Consider the following 15,987-nt stretch of genomic DNA (forward strand, 5'->3'; position numbering starts at 1 on the left):
ACTCGGCGCGCCCCGCCGTCTCACCTCGAGATGTTCAGCGTCGAGTCGTACCGCTCGGACATCAGGGGTCCGTCCAGCGGTTTGTAGTCGGGCGCCACGCGCTCCTGCTTCCGCTGCTGCTCCGACACGCCCGCACCGCCGTCACCGCCGAGCCCGCGCTCCGTTGCCTGGCACCCCTGCGCGGCCGCGATCCCGAGCGCCACCAGCAGCGTCACCACGACGAACACGAAGAGCCGCTGCCGCAGCAGGCGGGGGTTGGCGGGCCGCCGCCCGGCCCCGGTGGTGCGGGGCGCCGTACGCCCGGCCCCACTGCGTACCGGTGTGGACCTGCCATCCTTCGAGCGGGTCGAGTTGCCCCGCGACGGCGCCGGCCGTGACCCCGAGCGCGACGGCGTACCGTTCCGCGAAGGCGGGGGAGTGCCCTGGGTACGCCGCTGGGTGCGCTGGTCCGGATAGCTCTCGGTGACCCGGCCCGCCGGCCGGTCGCCCTCGCTCGCTCGCGGTGCGGGCGGCCGCGCGTCGCCCAGCCCGTGCGCCTCACGGGCCGCGATCTCCTTGAGCCGCAACGACAGTTGGAGCGTGCTGGGCCGTTCCTCCGGGTCCTTCGCCAGGCATGCCTGGACGAGCGGAGCCAGCGCGTCCGGCACTCCCTTCAACTGCGGTTCCTCGTGCACCACTCTGTACAGCATCACTTCGGAACTGCCGTGCCCGAAGGGCGAGTCGGAGGTCGCCGCGTACGCGAGCGTGGCCCCGAGCGCGAACACGTCCGTGGCCGGTGTGACTGCGGCACCCCGCACCTGCTCGGGCGCGAGGAATCCGGGGGACCCCACCGCCGTACCGACGTGGGTGAGCGTGCTCGCCCCCGTCGCCCAGGCGATGCCGAAGTCGATGATGCGCGGCCCTTTCGGGGACAGCAGGATGTTCGACGGCTTGAGATCCCGGTGCACGACCCCGGCCTCGTGCACGGCGACGAGCCCCTCGGAGAGGGCGGCGCCGACGGCGGCGACCTCGGCCGCGGTGAGCGGCCCCTCCTCGGCGACCTTGTCGTGCAGGGAGGGCCCGGGGACGTACTGCGTCGCGAACCAGGGCCGGTCCGCGTCCAGATCGGCGGCTACGAGCCGCGCGGTGCACCCACCCCGGATCCGCCTCGCCGCCGACACCTCGCGGGCGAACCGCGACCGGAACTCCTGGTCCTCCGCCAGATCCGGCCGGATCACCTTCAGAGCGACCCGCTGGCCACGCCGATCGGAGCCCAGATAGACCACGCCCATTCCACCCGCGCCGAGCCGTCGGTGAAGCCTGAACGAGCCGACGACACGCGGGTCCTCGCGCCTCAGGCGCATCATCGCCATGTCCATCCCCGCTGCCCGGTCCGTTTGACGAGCCACAGCTTACGTTTCCGTGGCCGGGCGCGCGCAGAGGCCGCGCCCTCGCGGCCCGATCGATTGTCAGTGCCCGGTGGGAAGCTTGAAGGACGGTCAGGGGACGGGGGAGCCAGGGGGCGTTGAGCTCGCCGGATGCCCAACCGTCCGTCGCGGAAGGGGGATTGGATCAGTGAAGGGTGATCGCGTGGAGATAGTCGTGGACGCGGGGGACACGACGCGCACGTACGAGGTGGTGGCGAGCCGGGCGGGCCGCCGGGTGGAGACGGCGGTCCGCAGGGGAGTGGTGGAAGTGAGCGAAGTCACTCGCTCCGGATCCGTGGTCCGCACGGCCCGCTTCATGGCGAACCGGGTGCTTGCCCTGGTCGAGCAGCCAGTCCCCCGGGAGGACAGCTCGGAATAGACCGGGCAGATCGGGCGTCCCCTCCGGGAAGACCCCGAGACCTAGGTCCTCGTCTCCACCCAGGGGAGTACTCACCAGGTCACCGCTCATCCTCCGGGAGGCCCGGCAATCGGTACGAGGGCATGACGCCCCGCGGGCCCCGCCCGCCTAGATTTGAGGTCAAGCGGCGGGTGCAGCACTCGTCCCCCGAGGTCAGACACCCGCCGCTGCCAGACAACAAGAGCTTTCAACAGAAGGTCAGGAGAGGGACCATGGCGGACACTGCATCGCGGACGATGATCCGCACGCGGGGACGCAGGGCGTACATCGCCGCGTTCGGTACCCGCCGGTCCGGTCAGCGCCACCCGTTGGTGGCGACGGCCATGGTCCTCCCCCTGGCAGCCCTGCTCGTGGTCGTCTTCGGCGGCTGGGAAGCAGTGGTCACACAGGCGTCGTCCGTGGGCGTGATGCTGGGGCGCTGAGCGGCGCCCCAGGCCCGGAAGAGCGGTCCGGGCGGGGACATCCGGCCATGAAACCCCGTGGGGACGGGGGTGCGGCGGACGGCACAAATGCCCGCGCAGCTGGGGAGCTGCGCGGGCATTGCTCTTGTCTGCGTACGCTCGCGGGGGCAGATCCGGCGACGTACGACCCCAGGAGGGCCCGAGTGACCGCAGGCGTTGTGCCCGCGCTGACCGCGAGAGTACGAGCCGCGGTCCACCCGGCAGCGGACCGGTGCGGCTGCGGTACGGACACCACCGTCCTGGCCGACCGCCCCGACGGCACCGTCGTCCGGCACGCCGACACCGTGGCGAAGGCGCACGCCCCCGGCACCGACCCCGACGAGCTGGCCGCCCGGATGGCCGTCGCCGCGCACCCGGCGCTCACCGGTGTCCTGCTGCCGCCCCTCGGCGCGGGCGCCGTCGACCTGCACGGCCGCCTGGTCACGTTCTGGCCCTACGGCACCCCCGTGGACCCCGACACACCCGAGGCCGCCCCCTGGGAGGACGCCGCCACCCTCCTCGCCCGCCTCCACCGGACACCGGCGGCCGCCCTCCCGCCCGGCCTCCCTCCGATGCGCGGCCCGGCGAAGGCGGCCCGCGCCGTCGCCCGCCTCCGAGCGGCGGGCCCACACCCCGCGGCCGCCCCGGTCCTGCGTGCCTGGTCCGTCCTGCCCGCCTGGGCCAGGGGTGAGGCGCCGATGCCGCACCGGCCCATGCTGTGCCATGGCGATCTGCACCTGGGTCAGCTGGTTCGCGCCCCGGCCGGCGAGTGGCTGCTGATCGACATCGACGACGTCGGGTGGGGCGAGCCGGCGTGGGATCTCGCCCGGCCCGCCGCCTGGTTCGCCTGCGGCCTCCTCCCGCCCGACGAGTGGACCCGGTTCCTGGCGGCGTATCAGAAGGCCGACGGCCCGGCCGTCCCCGCGGATGCCGACCCCTGGCCCGCGTTGGACATCCCGGCCCGCGCCCTCAGCGTGCAGACCGCGGCCCTGGCGATCGCGAAGGCGGCGGAGGCCGGCCGTCCGCTCGACGAGGTGGAGCAGGCCGTGATCGACGCCTGTGACCGAATGGCCGCTCACCCGCCGGAGTTGCCGGCGGGTCCGTCGAAGTAGGGTGCAACCGACCGAAGCCGGGCAGTGTCTGTCCTGGCGAAGCAGTACCGACCGGCGAGGAGTTGAGCCGACATGCAGTGTCCGAAGTGCCGAGCGCCCATGCATACGTACAACCGCAACGGCGTCCAGATCGAGCAGTGCAGCGGCTGCCGCGGGATATTTCTCGACTACGGCGAGCTGGAGTCGCTGACCCGCCTGGAGTCCCAGTGGCAGCAGCCCGCGCCGCCACCCCCGGCCGCCCCTCAGTCCTACCCGTCCGCTCCCGCACCCGCGTGGGGCGCCCCGCACGGTGGCCACGGAGGCCACGGAGGCCATGGCGGTCATTACGGTCACAAGCGCCACAAGAGCTTCGGCCACATGCTCTTCTCGTCCTGAGCACTCTCGGGAATCCTTCTGAGCGGGAGCAGGACTTGAGCACCACAAAGCCCCCGGCCGTACGAGACGGCCGGGGGCTTCGGCTGGTGCGCGATACTGGGATTGAACCAGTGACCTCTTCCGTGTCAGGGAAGCGCTCTCCCGCTGAGCTAATCGCGCCGGGGTGGAACCGCGGACGGGACCCGTCGGTCGTGCGACGGGGCCCGCTGGTAGTGCATGGTGCGTGCGCGATACTGGGATTGAACCAGTGACCTCTTCCGTGTCAGGGAAGCGCTCTCCCGCTGAGCTAATCGCGCGGGATCCGGTGAGCCGGACCAGTGGACGATACTGGGATTGAACCAGTGACCTCTTCCGTGTCAGGGAAGCGCTCTCCCGCTGAGCTAATCGTCCTTGGAGGTGGAGACGGGATTTGAACCCGTGTAGACGGCTTTGCAGGCCGTTGCCTCGCCTCTCGGCCACTCCACCAGGTATGCCGGGGGTCGGGAAGATCCCCTGCTCCTGCGAGCGGACGACGAGGTTCGAACTCGCGACCTCAACCTTGGCAAGGTTGCGCTCTACCAACTGAGCTACGTCCGCCTGTCGTTTCGGTTGGCTTGCGCGTCCCGACGACGTGTTGAACTCTAGCGGATTCCGGGGCCAGTACAAAAACGCGTTTGTGCAGCGTGCTGCGGTGCGACCGCGGGGAGACGCGGCCGAGGCGCCCGGAGGTCACCCGCCATAGACTCACAGCCGTGCACGACCTCCCTGCTCTCGCCCGCTTCGGCGGCCTGGTCGCGACCGGCCTCCTCGATGTGACCAGCGACCCGGCGGCCCTGGACTCCCGTGGCTTCTGGGCCGTATCCGCCTCCTTCGAGGGGCGTCTCGTGTGCGCCCGCTTCCGTGACGTACGTCACGATCTCGTGCCCGCGCCGGTACCGGGGCAGTGGCGGGGGCCCGCGGTGGACGACTGGACGTCGTCGCTCGACCACGCCGCGTACACGGCCGGCGTGGGGCGCATACGGGAGTACATCGCGGCCGGTGAGGTCTACCAGGCGAACCTCTGCAGGGTCCTGTCGGCACCGGTCGCCGAGGACGCCGACGTGGACGCGCTCACCGCGCTGCTCGCCCGTGGCAACCCGGCACCCTATGCCGGAACGATCCGCCTCCGTGATCATGGCGTCGAGACGGCCACCGCTTCCCCCGAACTCTTCCTGCGCCGGACCGGCCGGATCGTGGAATCCGGCCCGATCAAGGGCACCGGACATACCGAGGCGGACCTCCTGGAGAAGGATCACGCCGAGAACGTGATGATCGTGGACCTCGTCCGCAACGACATCGGGAAGGTCTGCGCCACCGGCACGGTGACCGTCCCCGACCTGTGCGTCGTCGAGAAGCATCCCGGCCTGGTCCACCTCGTCTCGACGGTGCGCGGCGAACTGCGCGAGGACGCGGGCTGGCCGGAGCTGCTGGAGGCCACGTTTCCGCCCGGCTCGGTCACCGGAGCTCCCAAGTCCAGCGCCCTGCGGATCATCGAGGCCCTGGAGACCGCGCCCCGCGGCCCGTACTGCGGTGGCATCGGCTGGGTCGACGCCGACCGGGGGACCGGGGAACTGGCCGTCGGCATCCGCACCTTCTGGATCGACAGGTCCGCCGAGGACGCCGCCGTGCTGCGCTTCGGCTCCGGCGCCGGTATCACCTGGGGTTCGGACCCCGAGCGTGAGTGGCAGGAGACCGAGCTGAAAGCCGCGCGACTGCTCGCTGTAGCGTCAGGGGCGTATACGTCGGGGGTGTATACGTCGAGGGCGTATACAGGGGCGTACGGTGCAACAGGGGCGTACGACGCGGATGAAGGGAACCCCTAGGTGAAGATCTGGCTCGACGGCGGGTTGCAGGACATCGAGTCGGCCCGTGTCTCCGTCCTCGACCATGGGCTGACCGTGGGCGACGGCGTCTTCGAGACCGTGAAGGCGGTCGACGGCCGGCCGTTCGCGCTCACCCGCCACCTCGACCGCCTGGCGCGTTCGGCCGGCGGGCTCGGACTGCCCGAGCCCGACCTCGACGAGGTGCGCCGGGCCTGCGCCGCCGTCGTGGAGGCCAACCCGATGCCGCTGGGCCGCCTGAGGATCACGTACACCGGCGGTCTCTCCCCGCTCGGCTCCGACCGCGGCGAGCACGGCCCGACTCTCGTCGTCGCCCTGGGCGAGTCCTCTCGCCGTCCTGACTCGACCGCCGTGATCACCGTGCCCTGGACCCGTAACGAGCGTGGCGCGCTCACCGGCCTCAAGACCACGTCGTACGCCGAGAATGTCGTCGCCCTCGCCCGCGCGCGCGAACAGGGGGCGTCCGAGGCGTTGTTCGCGAACACCGTGGGGCAACTGTGCGAGGGCACCGGATCCAACGTCTTCGTGGTCGTCGACGGCGAGCTGCACACCCCGCCGATCGCTTCCGGCTGTCTCGCGGGCATCACCCGTGCGCTCACCGTCGCGTGGACCGGCGCCAAGGAGACCGACCTGCCGCTGGATGTTTTGGAACGCGCCGAAGAGGTCTTCGTGACCTCGACACTGCGCGATGTGCAGGCCGTTCACCGGGTCGACTCGCGCGAACTCCCTGGTGCACGGGGGCCGGTGACCGCCAAGGCCATGCGGATCTTCGACGAGCGGGCCGGGAACGACCTGGACCCGTGACATGGGCGCCGACGGCCCTAATCGGATGACGCAAAGGCGCTGCGCGGGTAAAACACCCCTGATGACCACGACCCTGCGGCCGACCGAGCCGCTTCAGCGCGCAGCCGACGGGGCGCTGTCACGCCACTTCACGGTGTGCGTGAACAGCCGTCCCGTCGGTGCGATACACCTCGCGACCCACGCCGCCTTCGGCCCGTCCGTGGCCCAGATCCGTGAGCTGGGGATTGATGAGCCGGACCGCCGTCGGGGGCGGGGCACCGTGGCCGCGCTCGCCGCCGAGGAGGTGGCGCGAGGCTGGGGCTGCCGGCGGATCGAGGCGGCGGTGCCCGCCGCCGCGGAGGCCGCTCTGCGGCTGGCCACGGCGCTCGGTTACGTGGTGCGCTCCCGCAACATGGAGAAGCGGCTCGGCGACACCCCGCCCGCACTGCCCGCCGGCAGCCGGAGCCGCCCGATGACGGAGGCGGAGTTCGCGCCCTGGCTCGAGCGCGGCACGGAGGCCTACGTCCGGGACTGGATCGCCCGTGGCGTGCCCGAGGCCGAGGCCCGCGCCAAGGCACAGCGGGACCATGCCGCCGCGCTGCCGGCCGGGTTCGCCACTGAGGGCATGGTGTTCAGCGTCCTCGAACACGAAGGCACACAGGTCGGCACACTGTGGCTGTCGGCGGGCGACGGCATCGCGTTCGTCTACGACGTGGAGGCCGACGAACGGTACCGGGGCCGGGGACACGGCCGTGCGCTGATGCTGCTGGCGGAGGCGCAGGCGATCGCCGCCGGACGGACCGGGATCGGCCTGAACGTCTTCGCGGAGAACACCCCGGCCGAGCGGCTCTACGAGTCACTCGGCTACGAGACGACCACTTACCACGTTTCCAAGAGCCTGCTGTAAAGCCGTAAAGACCGTAGAGGACGTGGGGGGGCATGGAGGTCGCGGAGGTCAGGCCTCCTGCCCGGCCAGCAGCCGGTCCACGATCGCCTCGACGCGCTCGCGCAGCCCCTCCTGGCTCTTGCCGCCGTCGAGACGCTCGCCGTCGATGACGTACGTCGGGGTGCCGGTCACGCCGATGGCCTTGCCCTCGGCCTGGTCGGCGTCGACGATCAGGATGTGCCGGCCGTCCACCAGGGCGGTGTCGAACTCCTCGGCGTCCAGGCCGAGTTCGCGAGCCACCTCGACCAGGAAGGGTTCTCCCCCGCGGTCCAGTTCCTCGACGCGGCCCAGCACCGCCTCGACGTACGGCCAGGCCCGGCCCTGTTCCGCGGCCTCCTCGGCGGCCTGCGCGGCCGCGAACGCGTGCTTGTGCTTCTCCAGCGGGAAGTGCCGCAGCCGCAGCTCAAGCCGGTCACCGTAGCGGGCCCGCAGCGCGCGCAGGTCGTCGAGGGCGCTGCGGCAGTCGGCGCACTGGAGTTCGCACCACACGTCCAGGACGGGGACGACGGGGCGTGTGGGGGAGGAGTCACTCATGGGAACCAGTGTCCTACAGCGCTCGACCGAGCCTCGCAGAACCCACCGAGCCTTGCACAGCCCACCGGGCCCTGAGGAGGAGGCGACCCGGAGATGACCCTAGGGTCTGCTCGGACCATGGCATACCGGGCACGGAGCGGTGCAGGATGGAAGAGACGCAGCAAGTCGCTCGACCCATCCCTGCCTGGAGGACCGGATGATTGCCGAGACCGTCTGTTCCGCCGTCTCCGCGGCCGGCCTGGGCATCGCCGCGGTCACCGCGTATCGCAAGCGCTTCCTCAAGGCGGCCCGCCTGGTGGCGTACTCGCTGGTCCCCCTCGGCCTGGTGATGACCGGGGCCGTCGAGTGGGCGGCTGAGACCGCCTTCAGTCCGGTGGCCTGGGCGGGCTTCGGGGTGCTCGGCGTCTCCTGGCTGCTGTTCATGACGACGCGCGCCGTCGAGCGGCGTGGCGGCGGGACACGAAAAGAGCGCAAGGCGGCCGCCCGGGCCGCGCAGAGCGAGGCGGTCGCTCCCGCGGCCTCGGCGCCCTCGCTGGGTCCGGCGAAGCCCCCGGCGACCCGTCCCCAGCCCAAGGCCAAACCTCGCGCGGCCGACTCGTCGGACGACTTCAGCGACATCGAAGCCATCCTGAAGAAGCACGGCATTTGACGCCGACGGGGCACGGCACATGCCGTTCTGAAACGACACAGTGAGCCGGACGGCCCACGGAAGGCCCCCATGTCGCGCCCGCTATCCCAGATGCTGGACGGTCGCGTCACGGATTTCGGCTAACTACCCCATTTTCCGGGCGTGTTGATCGCCCCGGGAGTCTCAGCTGCGCCATCATCGCCCGCGAGATGCTGGACACAACACAGAGCGACACCGCCGTGCCTCCCGAGGAGCGGCGAGGTTGTCTCTTCGCACTTTCCCAGCCACCGCTGATGATCTTCCTTGCGGTGATCGGCTGTCTCCTGCTCATGGCTTCGCTGCACGATCTGCTGCTGCTCTGAGCCGTATGCGGAGTCCCTGGCGTCACCCGCCGAGGGCTCCGTCAGCCGGCCGCCTCCTTGCGCCGCGCCCGGTAGGCGGCCACGTGCAGGCGGTTTCCGCAGGTCCGGCTGTCGCAGTAGCGGCGGGAGCGATTGCGGGAGAGGTCGACGAAGGCACGCCGGCAGTCGGGCGCCTCGCAGCGCCGCAGGCGCTCCTGTTCCCCCGCCACCACGAAGAACGCCAGAGCCATTCCGCAGTCGGCCGCCAGATGGTCCGCGACGGACGCACCGGGCGCGAAGTAGTGCACATGCCAGTCGTAGCCGTCGTGGTCGGTGAGCCGGGGCGTGGTGCCCGCCGCGGCGACCAGCTCGTTGATCAGCGCGGCGGAGGTCCGGGCATCGGACGCCGCGAAGACCCCGGCGAAGCGCCCGCGGATCTTGCGTACCGCCGAGAGATCGAGTTCGGACAGCGTGCCGACATCGCTGATCTCGTGGGTTCGTACGAAATCGTTCAGGGCCGCGATATTCGCGAGCCCGTCCGTCGTGTCGTCCTCCGGTGCGGTGTTCACCAGATCGACCACGGTGTCGAGGGCGCACCGGGTGTCGTGGGTGATCAGCACGTTTCGCTCCCTGGCCTGGGGGGTCGGGCGGACGCCCGCCGATGCTCGCCGATGCTAGCGGCTGTGCGACACGAGGCCTCGGCGCCGGCCGCGTCGAACAGCCGGACACGCGGAGCGGCCGGCACGGGTGATGGTGTCGAGCGTACGTCCGGTGGAGCCGAACATACGTCGAGCCGACGCACGGGCACCGGGCACGGGCATCGGCCACGGGTACTGCGCACCGGCATCGGCGTGGGCGCCGGCACCGGCACGGGCGCCGGCACCGGCACGGGCGCCGGGCACGGGCATGGGGCACGGGCATCGGGCACGGGTACCGCGCACGCACCGGCACCACGCACGGGTACCGCGCAGCGCACCGGCACCACGCAGGGGTACCGCGCCCCGGCACACAGCACGGGCACCAGGCAGCGCACCGGCACCACGCACGGGCACCGGGCACGGGTACCGCGCAGCGCACCGGCACGGGCACAGCGCACCGGCACGGGCACAGCGCACCGGCGCGGGCACAGCGCACCGGCGCGGGCACGAGCACCGGGCGCGGGCACGAGCACCGGTCATGGAGCACCGGCACGGGCACGGGCATCGGGCACGGGCATCGGGCAGCGCAGCGGCACCGCGCACGGCTACGGGCACCGGCACCCCGCACGGGCACCGGTACCGCGCATCGGCGCCGCCTCCGCGGGATTCCGCGGCGACGGCGCCGGTGTGTGCCATATGCGGTTGTCTGAGCCCGAGCCGTCTCCCCGAGTGGACGGCGCCGGGCGGCTTTGTGCGGGGCCTCGCCCTAGCTTTCCGCCAGGATGTGCGAGAGCTCCGTGTCGAGATCGAAATGGCGGTGTTCCGTGCCTGGGGGCACGGCGGCGTCCGTTCGCTTCAGGAACGACTCCAGGGCCCGCGCCGGGGCCTCGAGCAGAGCCTCCCCCTCCGGGGAGCTCAGGGCGATGCAGACGACGCCCTGACCGTGGCTGCGGGACGGCCAGACGCGGACGTCGCCGGTGCCCGTGGGCCGGTGCAGGCCCTCGGCGAGGAGGTCGCGGGCGAACACCCACTCGACGGTCTCCTCGGCTCCGGTATGGAAGGTGGCGTGCACGGCGTAGGGATCGGCCGTGTCATACCGCAGTCCTGCGGGAACAGGCAGTGAGGACTCGCTCGACACAACGAGGCGCAGGTGCAGCTCGCAGCTGACCGTGGTGTTCATAAGCGCCAGGGCCTTTCGCTCAGTGTGCGCTCGGGGATTCGCACGTCGGCGAAATCGACATGCCACCTACGGTGCCGTTGTAAACCCCTCTGAGTGTTTTGCGTGTCTTTACGTAGCTCATCCGGCCGAGTATGCGTTCGTCGCGTACGACCATTCCGGTGACTGGTTTCTGTCCGGTAGGGTTTGGCCGTATGAACACGGGGAGTGACGAAACGGGGAAGGTCGTGACGGCGGCCGACGAAACAGCACGCGAGCGGGCGCTCGGGTCCCGTGCACCGGAATTCATCAAGGCCCGGCGCATGCTCCACCTGAGCTGGCAAGTGGGCGTCTTCGTGGTGGGGCTGGCCATCGTGGTGGGTGGCGTGATCATGCTGCCGCTGCCCGGTCCGGGGTGGCTGGTCATCTTCGGCGGCATGGCGATCTGGGCGACCGAGTTCGTCTGGGCGCAACTGGTGCTTCGCTGGACGAAGCGCAAGGTCACCGAGGCGACGCAGCGGGCGCTCGATCCCAGGGTGCGGCGCAGGAACATCATCCTGACGACGATCGGTCTGGTGATCATCGGGGTGCTGGTGGGGGTCTACCTCTGGCGCTTCGGTTTAGAGATGCCGTGGAAGATCAAGGAATAACGGCTCGGTTCCGCGTGCTCGGTGGGCGGTCGGAAGCACCTCCTGACATGGGGTAATGTTCTTCCTGCGCCCGGGCGATTAGCTCAGCGGGAGAGCGCTTCGTTCACACCGAAGAGGTCACTGGTTCGATCCCAGTATCGCCCACGTATGACTGGCGGCCTTCGCCTGCGGAATCGCAGACGGGCCGCCTTCGTCGTTTCCGGCCGGCCCTGATCCCGGCCCCGCCCCAGCCCGGGCCTCGGTGCCCGCCCGTGCCTCAGCCCTCGCCCCCTCAGCCCTCGCCACGGCGCAGGTCGCGTAGGCGCCCCGTCCAGCGCCGCGAGGCTTCGCCGCCCGCATCCGGGTCCGGTCGGCCCGGTCTCGTCCGGTGTCCGGTCCGGCTCTCCGGCTGCCTGCGTCCGCCTGCATCCGAGCTGTCCGCGGTTGCAGCCGTTTGCGACTGTTCATGTTCGCCGGGCGAGGGCGGCACGGCTTCCATCGTGAGCGGCACGGCCTTGAACCTCGTACACACCGGACCACTTCGCGGGGCGCGACCGCCGCCGGGGCGCTACGGCTCTCCGAGGCTGCGATCTGCAGATTTGCCTGCATTCCTTCCTGCGTCCGGTGCGGTAACCGGCGCTCGTGCCCCGCGAGAGCCCCACCTCGTCCCCGGCAACTCGGGGCGGTCTCGGGGACCCGGCGCGCAGTCCACGCCGTCGCCGCAACCTGGTGCCTTCGCGTGTGTTCCCCTCCGCACACTCCGAGCTCCGCCTCACCGCGGCCACCCCCGGACGCTGCCCACCTCGCCATGGCTGCCCCGGCGTGGTCGTCGCCCCGGCCCTCTGTCATCTCGCCCTCCACCCCGAGCTGTCACTGCCCGGGCCCTTCCCATCCCTCAACTCCCCACTCCCTCACCAACAATCTGTCTGACACCACATCAACTTCCTTCCCTCGACGCCCGTTCGACCGGTCGACCCCATCCGTCTCACCTGCGCAGTCACCCAACACCCCTGCCAAATCAGCCCCGTTCACGCCCTCGTGCTCGCGGCCTCGCCCACATCAAATCCTGTCTGAATCATTGACGTGCCCGGAGGGCCTCCGTACCTTGTGCCAGCAAGCGCTTACTTGAAACGATTCATGGCGGCGGTCGTAACATCGCGGGGAGGGCCCTACTGTGGGTAACAACGGGAGTGTTGAGAGGCGGACGGTCCTCAAGGCGGGCGGAGCGTCGGTGGCGGCGCTGGGGCTCGCCGCGCTGACGGGCTGCGGTGGCGACAGCGGTGCGGGGGACGGGACGGTGACCATCCGTTACGCCTGGTGGGGTGCCGAAGATCGCGCCAAGCGGATCAATCAGACCATCAAGCTCTTCGAAAAGAAGTACCCGAAGATCAAGGTGAAAACGGACTTCCAGCCGTACCTCGACTTCTGGAAGAAGTTCAACACCCAGGCCTCCGGTGGCAATCCCCCGGATGTCTTCCAGAATGCCATCGGATTCCTGCGCAAATACGACGCGAAGAATGTGCTGCTTGATCTCAGTGAGCAGGTCAAGGCGGGCAACCTCTCCACGGACGGCTTCCGTGCCGGCCTGGAGAAGTTCGGCGAGATCGACGGCAAGCTCCTCGGGGTGCCGGTCGGCTCCAACTCGATGGCTCTGGTCATCGACAAGCCGGTGTACACGAAGGCGGGCGTGACGCCGAAGCAGGGCTGGACCTGGGACGACTTCGACGCGGCGATGAAGAAGATCCGGGACAAGTCGGGGCGTGCCGGCGACACCGGCCCGTACAACGTCATGTACCTCTACGACCTCTACCTGCGCCAGAACGGCAAGGCGTTCTTTACCGAGGACGGTCTCGGCTTCACCGAGGCGGATCTGACGGACTGGTGGACGAAGGCCGAGAAGGGTGTCGAGTCGGGCGTCTACGCCGACCAAAAGAAGGTCGCCCAGATCAAGCCCAAGTCCGCGGTCGCCGCGGAGCTCTCGGGCGGCGAGTTCACCTGGGACAACTTCACCGTCCGCTACTCGGCCGAGGGGAAGAGCGAGTACGGCCTCGCCCCGATCCCGACCACGGACGGCAAGAAGACCGGCCAGTACCTCGGCTCCCTCATGCTCAGCGCTTCCAAGCGCACCCAGCATCCCAAGGAAGTCGCCCAGTTCATCGACTTCATGGTGCACGACCCCGAGGTCGCCAAGATCATGGGCTACGACCGCGGTGTGCCCGCCACGCAGGCACAGTACGACGCGTACAAGCCGACCGACCCGGTCAACAAGGAGATAGCCGCCTACGAGGAGTCCCTCGTCGCCGCGGGCGTCCTGGAACCCATCACCCCGCACCCGAACGGCGCCGACGTCTGCGAGGCCGCGTTCCTGCGCATCGGTGAGGAACTCGGCTTGGGCAAGCGGTCGGTGGACGACGCCGTCAAGCAGTTCTTCACCGAGTCGAAGACTGCTCTCAGCAGCTGATGGGAACCACCGTGACACAGGCCCCTGCGACGGATGCCCTGGCCAAGGGCTCCGAGCCGCGGCACGGTCCGGTGAACTCCACGCGCCCCGCCGCCCTCAAGCGGCGGGGCCGCCGGGAGAACCTGGCCGGCTATCTCTTCATGTCCCCCTGGATCGCCGGATTCCTGCTGCTCACGGCAGGCCCGATGATCGCTTCGCTCTACTTCGCGTTCACCGACTACAACCTGTTCGACTCTCCCAAGTGGATCGGCCTCGACAACTTCTCCGAGATGTTCGCCGACCCCCGCTGGCGCCATTCGGTGCAGGTGACGATGTGGTACGTCGTCGTCGGTACCCCGCTCAAGCTGCTCGCCGCCCTCGGCGTGGCGCTGCTCCTTGCCCAGAAGCGGCGCGGACAGGCCTTCTACCGGGCGGCGTTCTACGCGCCCTCGCTGATCGGGGCGAGCGTCTCCGTCGCCATCGTGTGGAAGGCGATCTTCTCGGACGACGCCATCGTCGACCGTACGCAGAAGATCTTCGGGGTGAACGTCGGTGGCTGGACCGGCGATCCGGACATGATCATCTACAGCCTGGTGGCGCTCACCGTCTGGCAGTTCGGCGCCCCCATGGTCATCTTCCTCGCCGGTCTCAAGCAGGTCCCGCGTGAGCTGTACGAGGCGGCCGAGGTCGACGGGGCGGGCAAGCTGCGGCGGTTCTGGAACATCACGCTGCCGATGATTTCCCCGGTCCTCTTCTTCAACGTCCTTCTGGAGACCATCCACTCCTTCCAGATCTTCAGCTCGGCGTACATCGTCGGCGGCGGCGCCGGAGGCAACGCCTGTGGACCAGCGGACGGCTCGATGGTCTACACCTGCTACCTCTACGTCCAGGGCTTCGAGAACAGCCGGATGGGTCTGGCATCCGCCATGGCCTGGATGCTGCTGGTCGCGGTCGCCCTGGTGACGGCGGTGCTGTTCTGGTCCCAGAAGCGCTGGGTGCACTACGAGGAGGGCGCCCGATGAGCGCGCAGGCCACAGACATCACGCCGGCTCCGGCCCAGTCGACGAAGGCGGGCAACTTCCGGCGCAGGCTGCCCGGTTCGCTCGCCTGGCACCTCGGATCCCTGGTGATCCTCGCGGTCATCCTCTATCCGGTGATCTGGGTCATCGGCGGTTCCTTCAAGAAGAGCGAAGACATCGTAGGCAGCCTGGATCTCTTCCCCGGCTCTCCGATCACTTCCAACTACACGGGCCTCGCCGAGGGCATCGCGGACATCTCGATCTCCACGTTCTTCCTCAACTCGCTCTTCCTCGCGGTCGGTTCGGTGGTCGGGATCCTGATCTCCTGCTCGCTGACTGCGTACGCCTTCGCGAAGATCAAGTTCGCGGGCCGCAATCTGCTGTTCACGCTGATGATCGGCACACTCCTGCTGCCCTACCACGTGCTGCTCATCCCGCAGTACGTGCTGTTCCGCAACATGAACCTGATCAACACGTACACCCCGCTCCTGCTGGGCAAGTACCTCGCCATCGAAGCGTTCTTCGTCTTCCTGATGATGCAGTTCATGCGCAACCTGCCCAAGGAGCTCGACGAGGCGGCCCGCCTCGACGGCTGCGGACACCTGCGCATCTACTGGTCGATCGTGCTCCCGCTGTGCCGCCCGGCCCTGATCACCAGCGCGATCTTCACCTTCATCAACTCCTGGAACGACTTCATGGGCCCGCTGATCTACCTCAACGAGCCCGACAAGTACACGGTCTCGCTCGGCCTGAAGATGTTCGTCGACCAGGAAGGACTGGCGAACTACGGAGGCATGATCGCCATGTCGCTCGTCGCCCTCCTGCCGGTACTCGCCTTCTTCCTGGCCTTCCAGCGCTACTTGATCGACGGCATGGCCACATCGGGCCTGAAGGGCTGAGGTGCGGGATGAGCCAGGCACCTGTCAAGACAGGCCGTGCGCCGCGGGAGTCCGCGTTCGCTGAGCGGTTCGGGCTCTTCGCCGAGTGCCTGCTCACCGGGGTGTGGATCGCCGTCGCCTCGCTGCCCGTGGTCACCTACCCCGCCGCCTTCGCCGCCGGGGCGCGGCATCTGCGGCGGCGTACGACCCATCAGGGCGGCGGCTGGCGGGAGTTCGTCGCCGACTTCCGCGCGGCCGTGCGCGGCGGGTGGGTCGCCGGGCTGGCCGGCTGGGCCGCGGCCGCCGCGGTCTGGGTGGACGTCCAAGCGGTGCGCGCCGGCATCCCCGGTGGCCCGGTGGTCGGCGCCGTCGGCCTGTTCGCCCT

17 protein-coding genes, 6 tRNA genes and 1 pseudogene are annotated in these 15,987 nt (G+C 69.8%); 15 read left to right on the forward strand and 9 right to left on the reverse strand.

The window, feature by feature from the left end; translation table 11 throughout:
• Nucleotides 1-20 precede the first annotated feature (20 nt).
• Nucleotides 21-1,358: a serine/threonine-protein kinase gene (locus FE633_RS14495; RefSeq protein WP_171059954.1), complete on the reverse strand. Its 1,338-nt coding sequence runs from the start codon at nucleotides 1,356-1,358 to the stop codon at nucleotides 21-23.
• A 196-nt stretch (nucleotides 1,359-1,554) separates the two neighbouring features.
• Here FE633_RS14495 and FE633_RS14500 point away from each other — a divergent pair, with 196 nt between their 5' ends.
• The 4 genes from FE633_RS14500 (at nucleotide 1,555) to FE633_RS14515 (ending at nucleotide 3,751) form a co-directional block, all read left to right on the forward strand.
• Complete coding sequence (locus tag FE633_RS14500) at nucleotides 1,555-1,785, forward strand: hypothetical protein (protein ID WP_138045549.1); 231 nt, start codon at nucleotides 1,555-1,557, stop codon at nucleotides 1,783-1,785.
• 251 nt (nucleotides 1,786-2,036) lie between these two features.
• Nucleotides 2,037-2,246, forward strand: a complete 210-nt coding sequence (locus tag FE633_RS14505) for a hypothetical protein (RefSeq protein ID WP_138045550.1) — start codon at nucleotides 2,037-2,039, stop codon at nucleotides 2,244-2,246.
• A 182-nt stretch (nucleotides 2,247-2,428) separates the two neighbouring features.
• The gene (locus tag FE633_RS14510; RefSeq protein ID WP_246113608.1) at nucleotides 2,429-3,376 is read left to right on the forward strand and encodes an aminoglycoside phosphotransferase family protein; all 948 of its coding nucleotides are present in this window, start codon (nucleotides 2,429-2,431) and stop codon (nucleotides 3,374-3,376) included.
• A 72-nt stretch (nucleotides 3,377-3,448) separates the two neighbouring features.
• Nucleotides 3,449-3,751, forward strand: coding sequence for a TFIIB-type zinc ribbon-containing protein (locus FE633_RS14515; protein WP_138045552.1), 303 nt, complete (start codon nucleotides 3,449-3,451; stop codon nucleotides 3,749-3,751).
• Nucleotides 3,752-3,835: 84 nt separating this feature from the next.
• Here the strand turns inward: FE633_RS14515 and FE633_RS14520 are convergent.
• From FE633_RS14520 to FE633_RS14540, 5 genes are all read right to left on the reverse strand, one after another.
• Nucleotides 3,836-3,910: transfer RNA gene (locus FE633_RS14520), tRNA-Val, on the reverse strand.
• Between the two features lie 65 nt (nucleotides 3,911-3,975).
• Nucleotides 3,976-4,047, reverse strand: a tRNA-Val gene (locus FE633_RS14525).
• 22 nt (nucleotides 4,048-4,069) lie between these two features.
• Nucleotides 4,070-4,141: transfer RNA gene (locus FE633_RS14530), tRNA-Val, on the reverse strand.
• Nucleotide 4,142: 1 nt separating this feature from the next.
• Nucleotides 4,143-4,216, reverse strand: a tRNA-Cys gene (locus FE633_RS14535).
• Nucleotides 4,217-4,254: 38 nt separating this feature from the next.
• A tRNA-Gly gene (locus tag FE633_RS14540) sits at nucleotides 4,255-4,327 on the reverse strand.
• Between the two features lie 155 nt (nucleotides 4,328-4,482).
• On the opposite strand from FE633_RS14540, the gene FE633_RS14545 reads away from it, so the two are divergent.
• The 3 genes from FE633_RS14545 to FE633_RS14555 all read left to right on the forward strand — a co-directional run bounded on the left by FE633_RS14545 (nucleotide 4,483) and on the right by FE633_RS14555 (nucleotide 7,300).
• On the forward strand, nucleotides 4,483-5,592 hold the full coding sequence (locus FE633_RS14545; protein ID WP_138045553.1) for a chorismate-binding protein: 1,110 nt from the start codon (nucleotides 4,483-4,485) through the stop codon (nucleotides 5,590-5,592).
• Nucleotides 5,593-6,414, forward strand: a complete 822-nt coding sequence (locus FE633_RS14550) for an aminotransferase class IV (RefSeq protein ID WP_138045554.1) — start codon at nucleotides 5,593-5,595, stop codon at nucleotides 6,412-6,414.
• 61 nt (nucleotides 6,415-6,475) lie between these two features.
• On the forward strand, nucleotides 6,476-7,300 hold the full coding sequence (locus FE633_RS14555; protein ID WP_171059949.1) for a GNAT family N-acetyltransferase: 825 nt from the start codon (nucleotides 6,476-6,478) through the stop codon (nucleotides 7,298-7,300).
• Nucleotides 7,301-7,348: 48 nt separating this feature from the next.
• Here the strand turns inward: FE633_RS14555 and FE633_RS14560 are convergent, their stop codons facing one another.
• Nucleotides 7,349-7,873 (reverse strand): DsbA family protein, encoded by a 525-nt coding sequence (locus tag FE633_RS14560; RefSeq protein ID WP_138045555.1) that lies wholly within the window; start codon nucleotides 7,871-7,873, stop codon nucleotides 7,349-7,351.
• A 196-nt stretch (nucleotides 7,874-8,069) separates the two neighbouring features.
• On the opposite strand from FE633_RS14560, the gene FE633_RS14565 reads away from it, so the two are divergent.
• A complete protein-coding gene (locus FE633_RS14565; protein WP_138045556.1) occupies nucleotides 8,070-8,522 on the forward strand; it encodes a hypothetical protein in 453 nt (150 codons plus the stop codon).
• A gap of 188 nt (nucleotides 8,523-8,710) precedes the next feature.
• Entirely contained in the window at nucleotides 8,711-8,863 is a 153-nt protein-coding gene (locus FE633_RS47185) for a hypothetical protein (RefSeq protein WP_169800124.1), read from the forward strand.
• Nucleotides 8,864-8,904: 41 nt separating this feature from the next.
• Here FE633_RS47185 and FE633_RS14570 read toward each other — a convergent pair whose 3' ends face one another.
• Together FE633_RS14570 and FE633_RS14575 are read right to left on the reverse strand one after the other, a co-directional pair.
• Complete coding sequence (locus tag FE633_RS14570) at nucleotides 8,905-9,462, reverse strand: CGNR zinc finger domain-containing protein (protein ID WP_138045557.1); 558 nt, start codon at nucleotides 9,460-9,462, stop codon at nucleotides 8,905-8,907.
• A 784-nt stretch (nucleotides 9,463-10,246) separates the two neighbouring features.
• A complete protein-coding gene (locus FE633_RS14575; RefSeq protein WP_003959770.1) occupies nucleotides 10,247-10,660 on the reverse strand; it encodes an SsgA family sporulation/cell division regulator in 414 nt (137 codons plus the stop codon).
• A 191-nt stretch (nucleotides 10,661-10,851) separates the two neighbouring features.
• Here FE633_RS14575 and FE633_RS14580 point away from each other — a divergent pair, with 191 nt between their 5' ends.
• From FE633_RS14580 to FE633_RS14605, 6 genes and pseudogenes are all read left to right on the forward strand, one after another.
• Nucleotides 10,852-11,286, forward strand: a complete 435-nt coding sequence (locus FE633_RS14580; RefSeq protein WP_138045558.1) for a TIGR02611 family protein — start codon at nucleotides 10,852-10,854, stop codon at nucleotides 11,284-11,286.
• A gap of 72 nt (nucleotides 11,287-11,358) precedes the next feature.
• A tRNA-Val gene (locus FE633_RS14585) sits at nucleotides 11,359-11,430 on the forward strand.
• 1,009 nt (nucleotides 11,431-12,439) lie between these two features.
• Entirely contained in the window at nucleotides 12,440-13,726 is a 1,287-nt protein-coding gene (locus FE633_RS14590; protein ID WP_138045559.1) for an ABC transporter substrate-binding protein, read from the forward strand.
• The gene (locus FE633_RS14595; protein ID WP_138045560.1) at nucleotides 13,726-14,727 is read left to right on the forward strand and encodes a carbohydrate ABC transporter permease; all 1,002 of its coding nucleotides are present in this window, start codon (nucleotides 13,726-13,728) and stop codon (nucleotides 14,725-14,727) included. Before FE633_RS14590 ends, FE633_RS14595 begins: the two co-directional genes overlap by 1 nt.
• Nucleotides 14,724-15,623 (forward strand): carbohydrate ABC transporter permease, encoded by a 900-nt coding sequence (locus FE633_RS14600; protein ID WP_138045561.1) that lies wholly within the window; start codon nucleotides 14,724-14,726, stop codon nucleotides 15,621-15,623. The genes FE633_RS14595 and FE633_RS14600 overlap by 4 nt, the downstream gene beginning before the upstream one ends.
• Before the next feature lie 8 nt (nucleotides 15,624-15,631).
• Nucleotides 15,632-15,987 (forward strand): annotated as a pseudogene (locus FE633_RS14605) (hypothetical protein); the annotation flags it as partial.

This window comes from Streptomyces montanus, assembly GCF_005786655.1.
Classification (GTDB): Bacteria; Actinomycetota; Actinomycetes; order Streptomycetales; family Streptomycetaceae; genus Streptomyces; species Streptomyces sporangiiformans.

Excerpts from the sequence above, each read along its gene's own strand:
- FE633_RS14515 (WP_138045552.1), top strand. The coding sequence starts at position 3,449 with ATGCAGTGTCCGAAGTGCCGAGCGCCCATGCATACGTACAACCGCAAC.
- FE633_RS14505 (WP_138045550.1), top strand. The coding sequence starts at position 2,037 with ATGGCGGACACTGCATCGCGGACGATGATCCGCACGCGGGGACGCAGG.
- FE633_RS14555 (WP_171059949.1), top strand. The coding sequence starts at position 6,476 with ATGACCACGACCCTGCGGCCGACCGAGCCGCTTCAGCGCGCAGCCGAC.
- FE633_RS14600 (WP_138045561.1), top strand. The coding sequence starts at position 14,724 with ATGAGCGCGCAGGCCACAGACATCACGCCGGCTCCGGCCCAGTCGACG.
- FE633_RS14565 (WP_138045556.1), top strand. The coding sequence starts at position 8,070 with ATGATTGCCGAGACCGTCTGTTCCGCCGTCTCCGCGGCCGGCCTGGGC.
- FE633_RS14575 (WP_003959770.1), bottom strand. The coding sequence starts at position 10,660 with ATGAACACCACGGTCAGCTGCGAGCTGCACCTGCGCCTCGTTGTGTCG.
- FE633_RS14495 (WP_171059954.1), bottom strand. The coding sequence starts at position 1,358 with ATGGACATGGCGATGATGCGCCTGAGGCGCGAGGACCCGCGTGTCGTC.
- FE633_RS14595 (WP_138045560.1), top strand. The coding sequence starts at position 13,726 with ATGGGAACCACCGTGACACAGGCCCCTGCGACGGATGCCCTGGCCAAG.
- FE633_RS14560 (WP_138045555.1), bottom strand. The coding sequence starts at position 7,873 with ATGAGTGACTCCTCCCCCACACGCCCCGTCGTCCCCGTCCTGGACGTG.
- FE633_RS14580 (WP_138045558.1), top strand. The coding sequence starts at position 10,852 with ATGAACACGGGGAGTGACGAAACGGGGAAGGTCGTGACGGCGGCCGAC.
- FE633_RS47185 (WP_169800124.1), top strand. The coding sequence starts at position 8,711 with ATGCTGGACACAACACAGAGCGACACCGCCGTGCCTCCCGAGGAGCGG.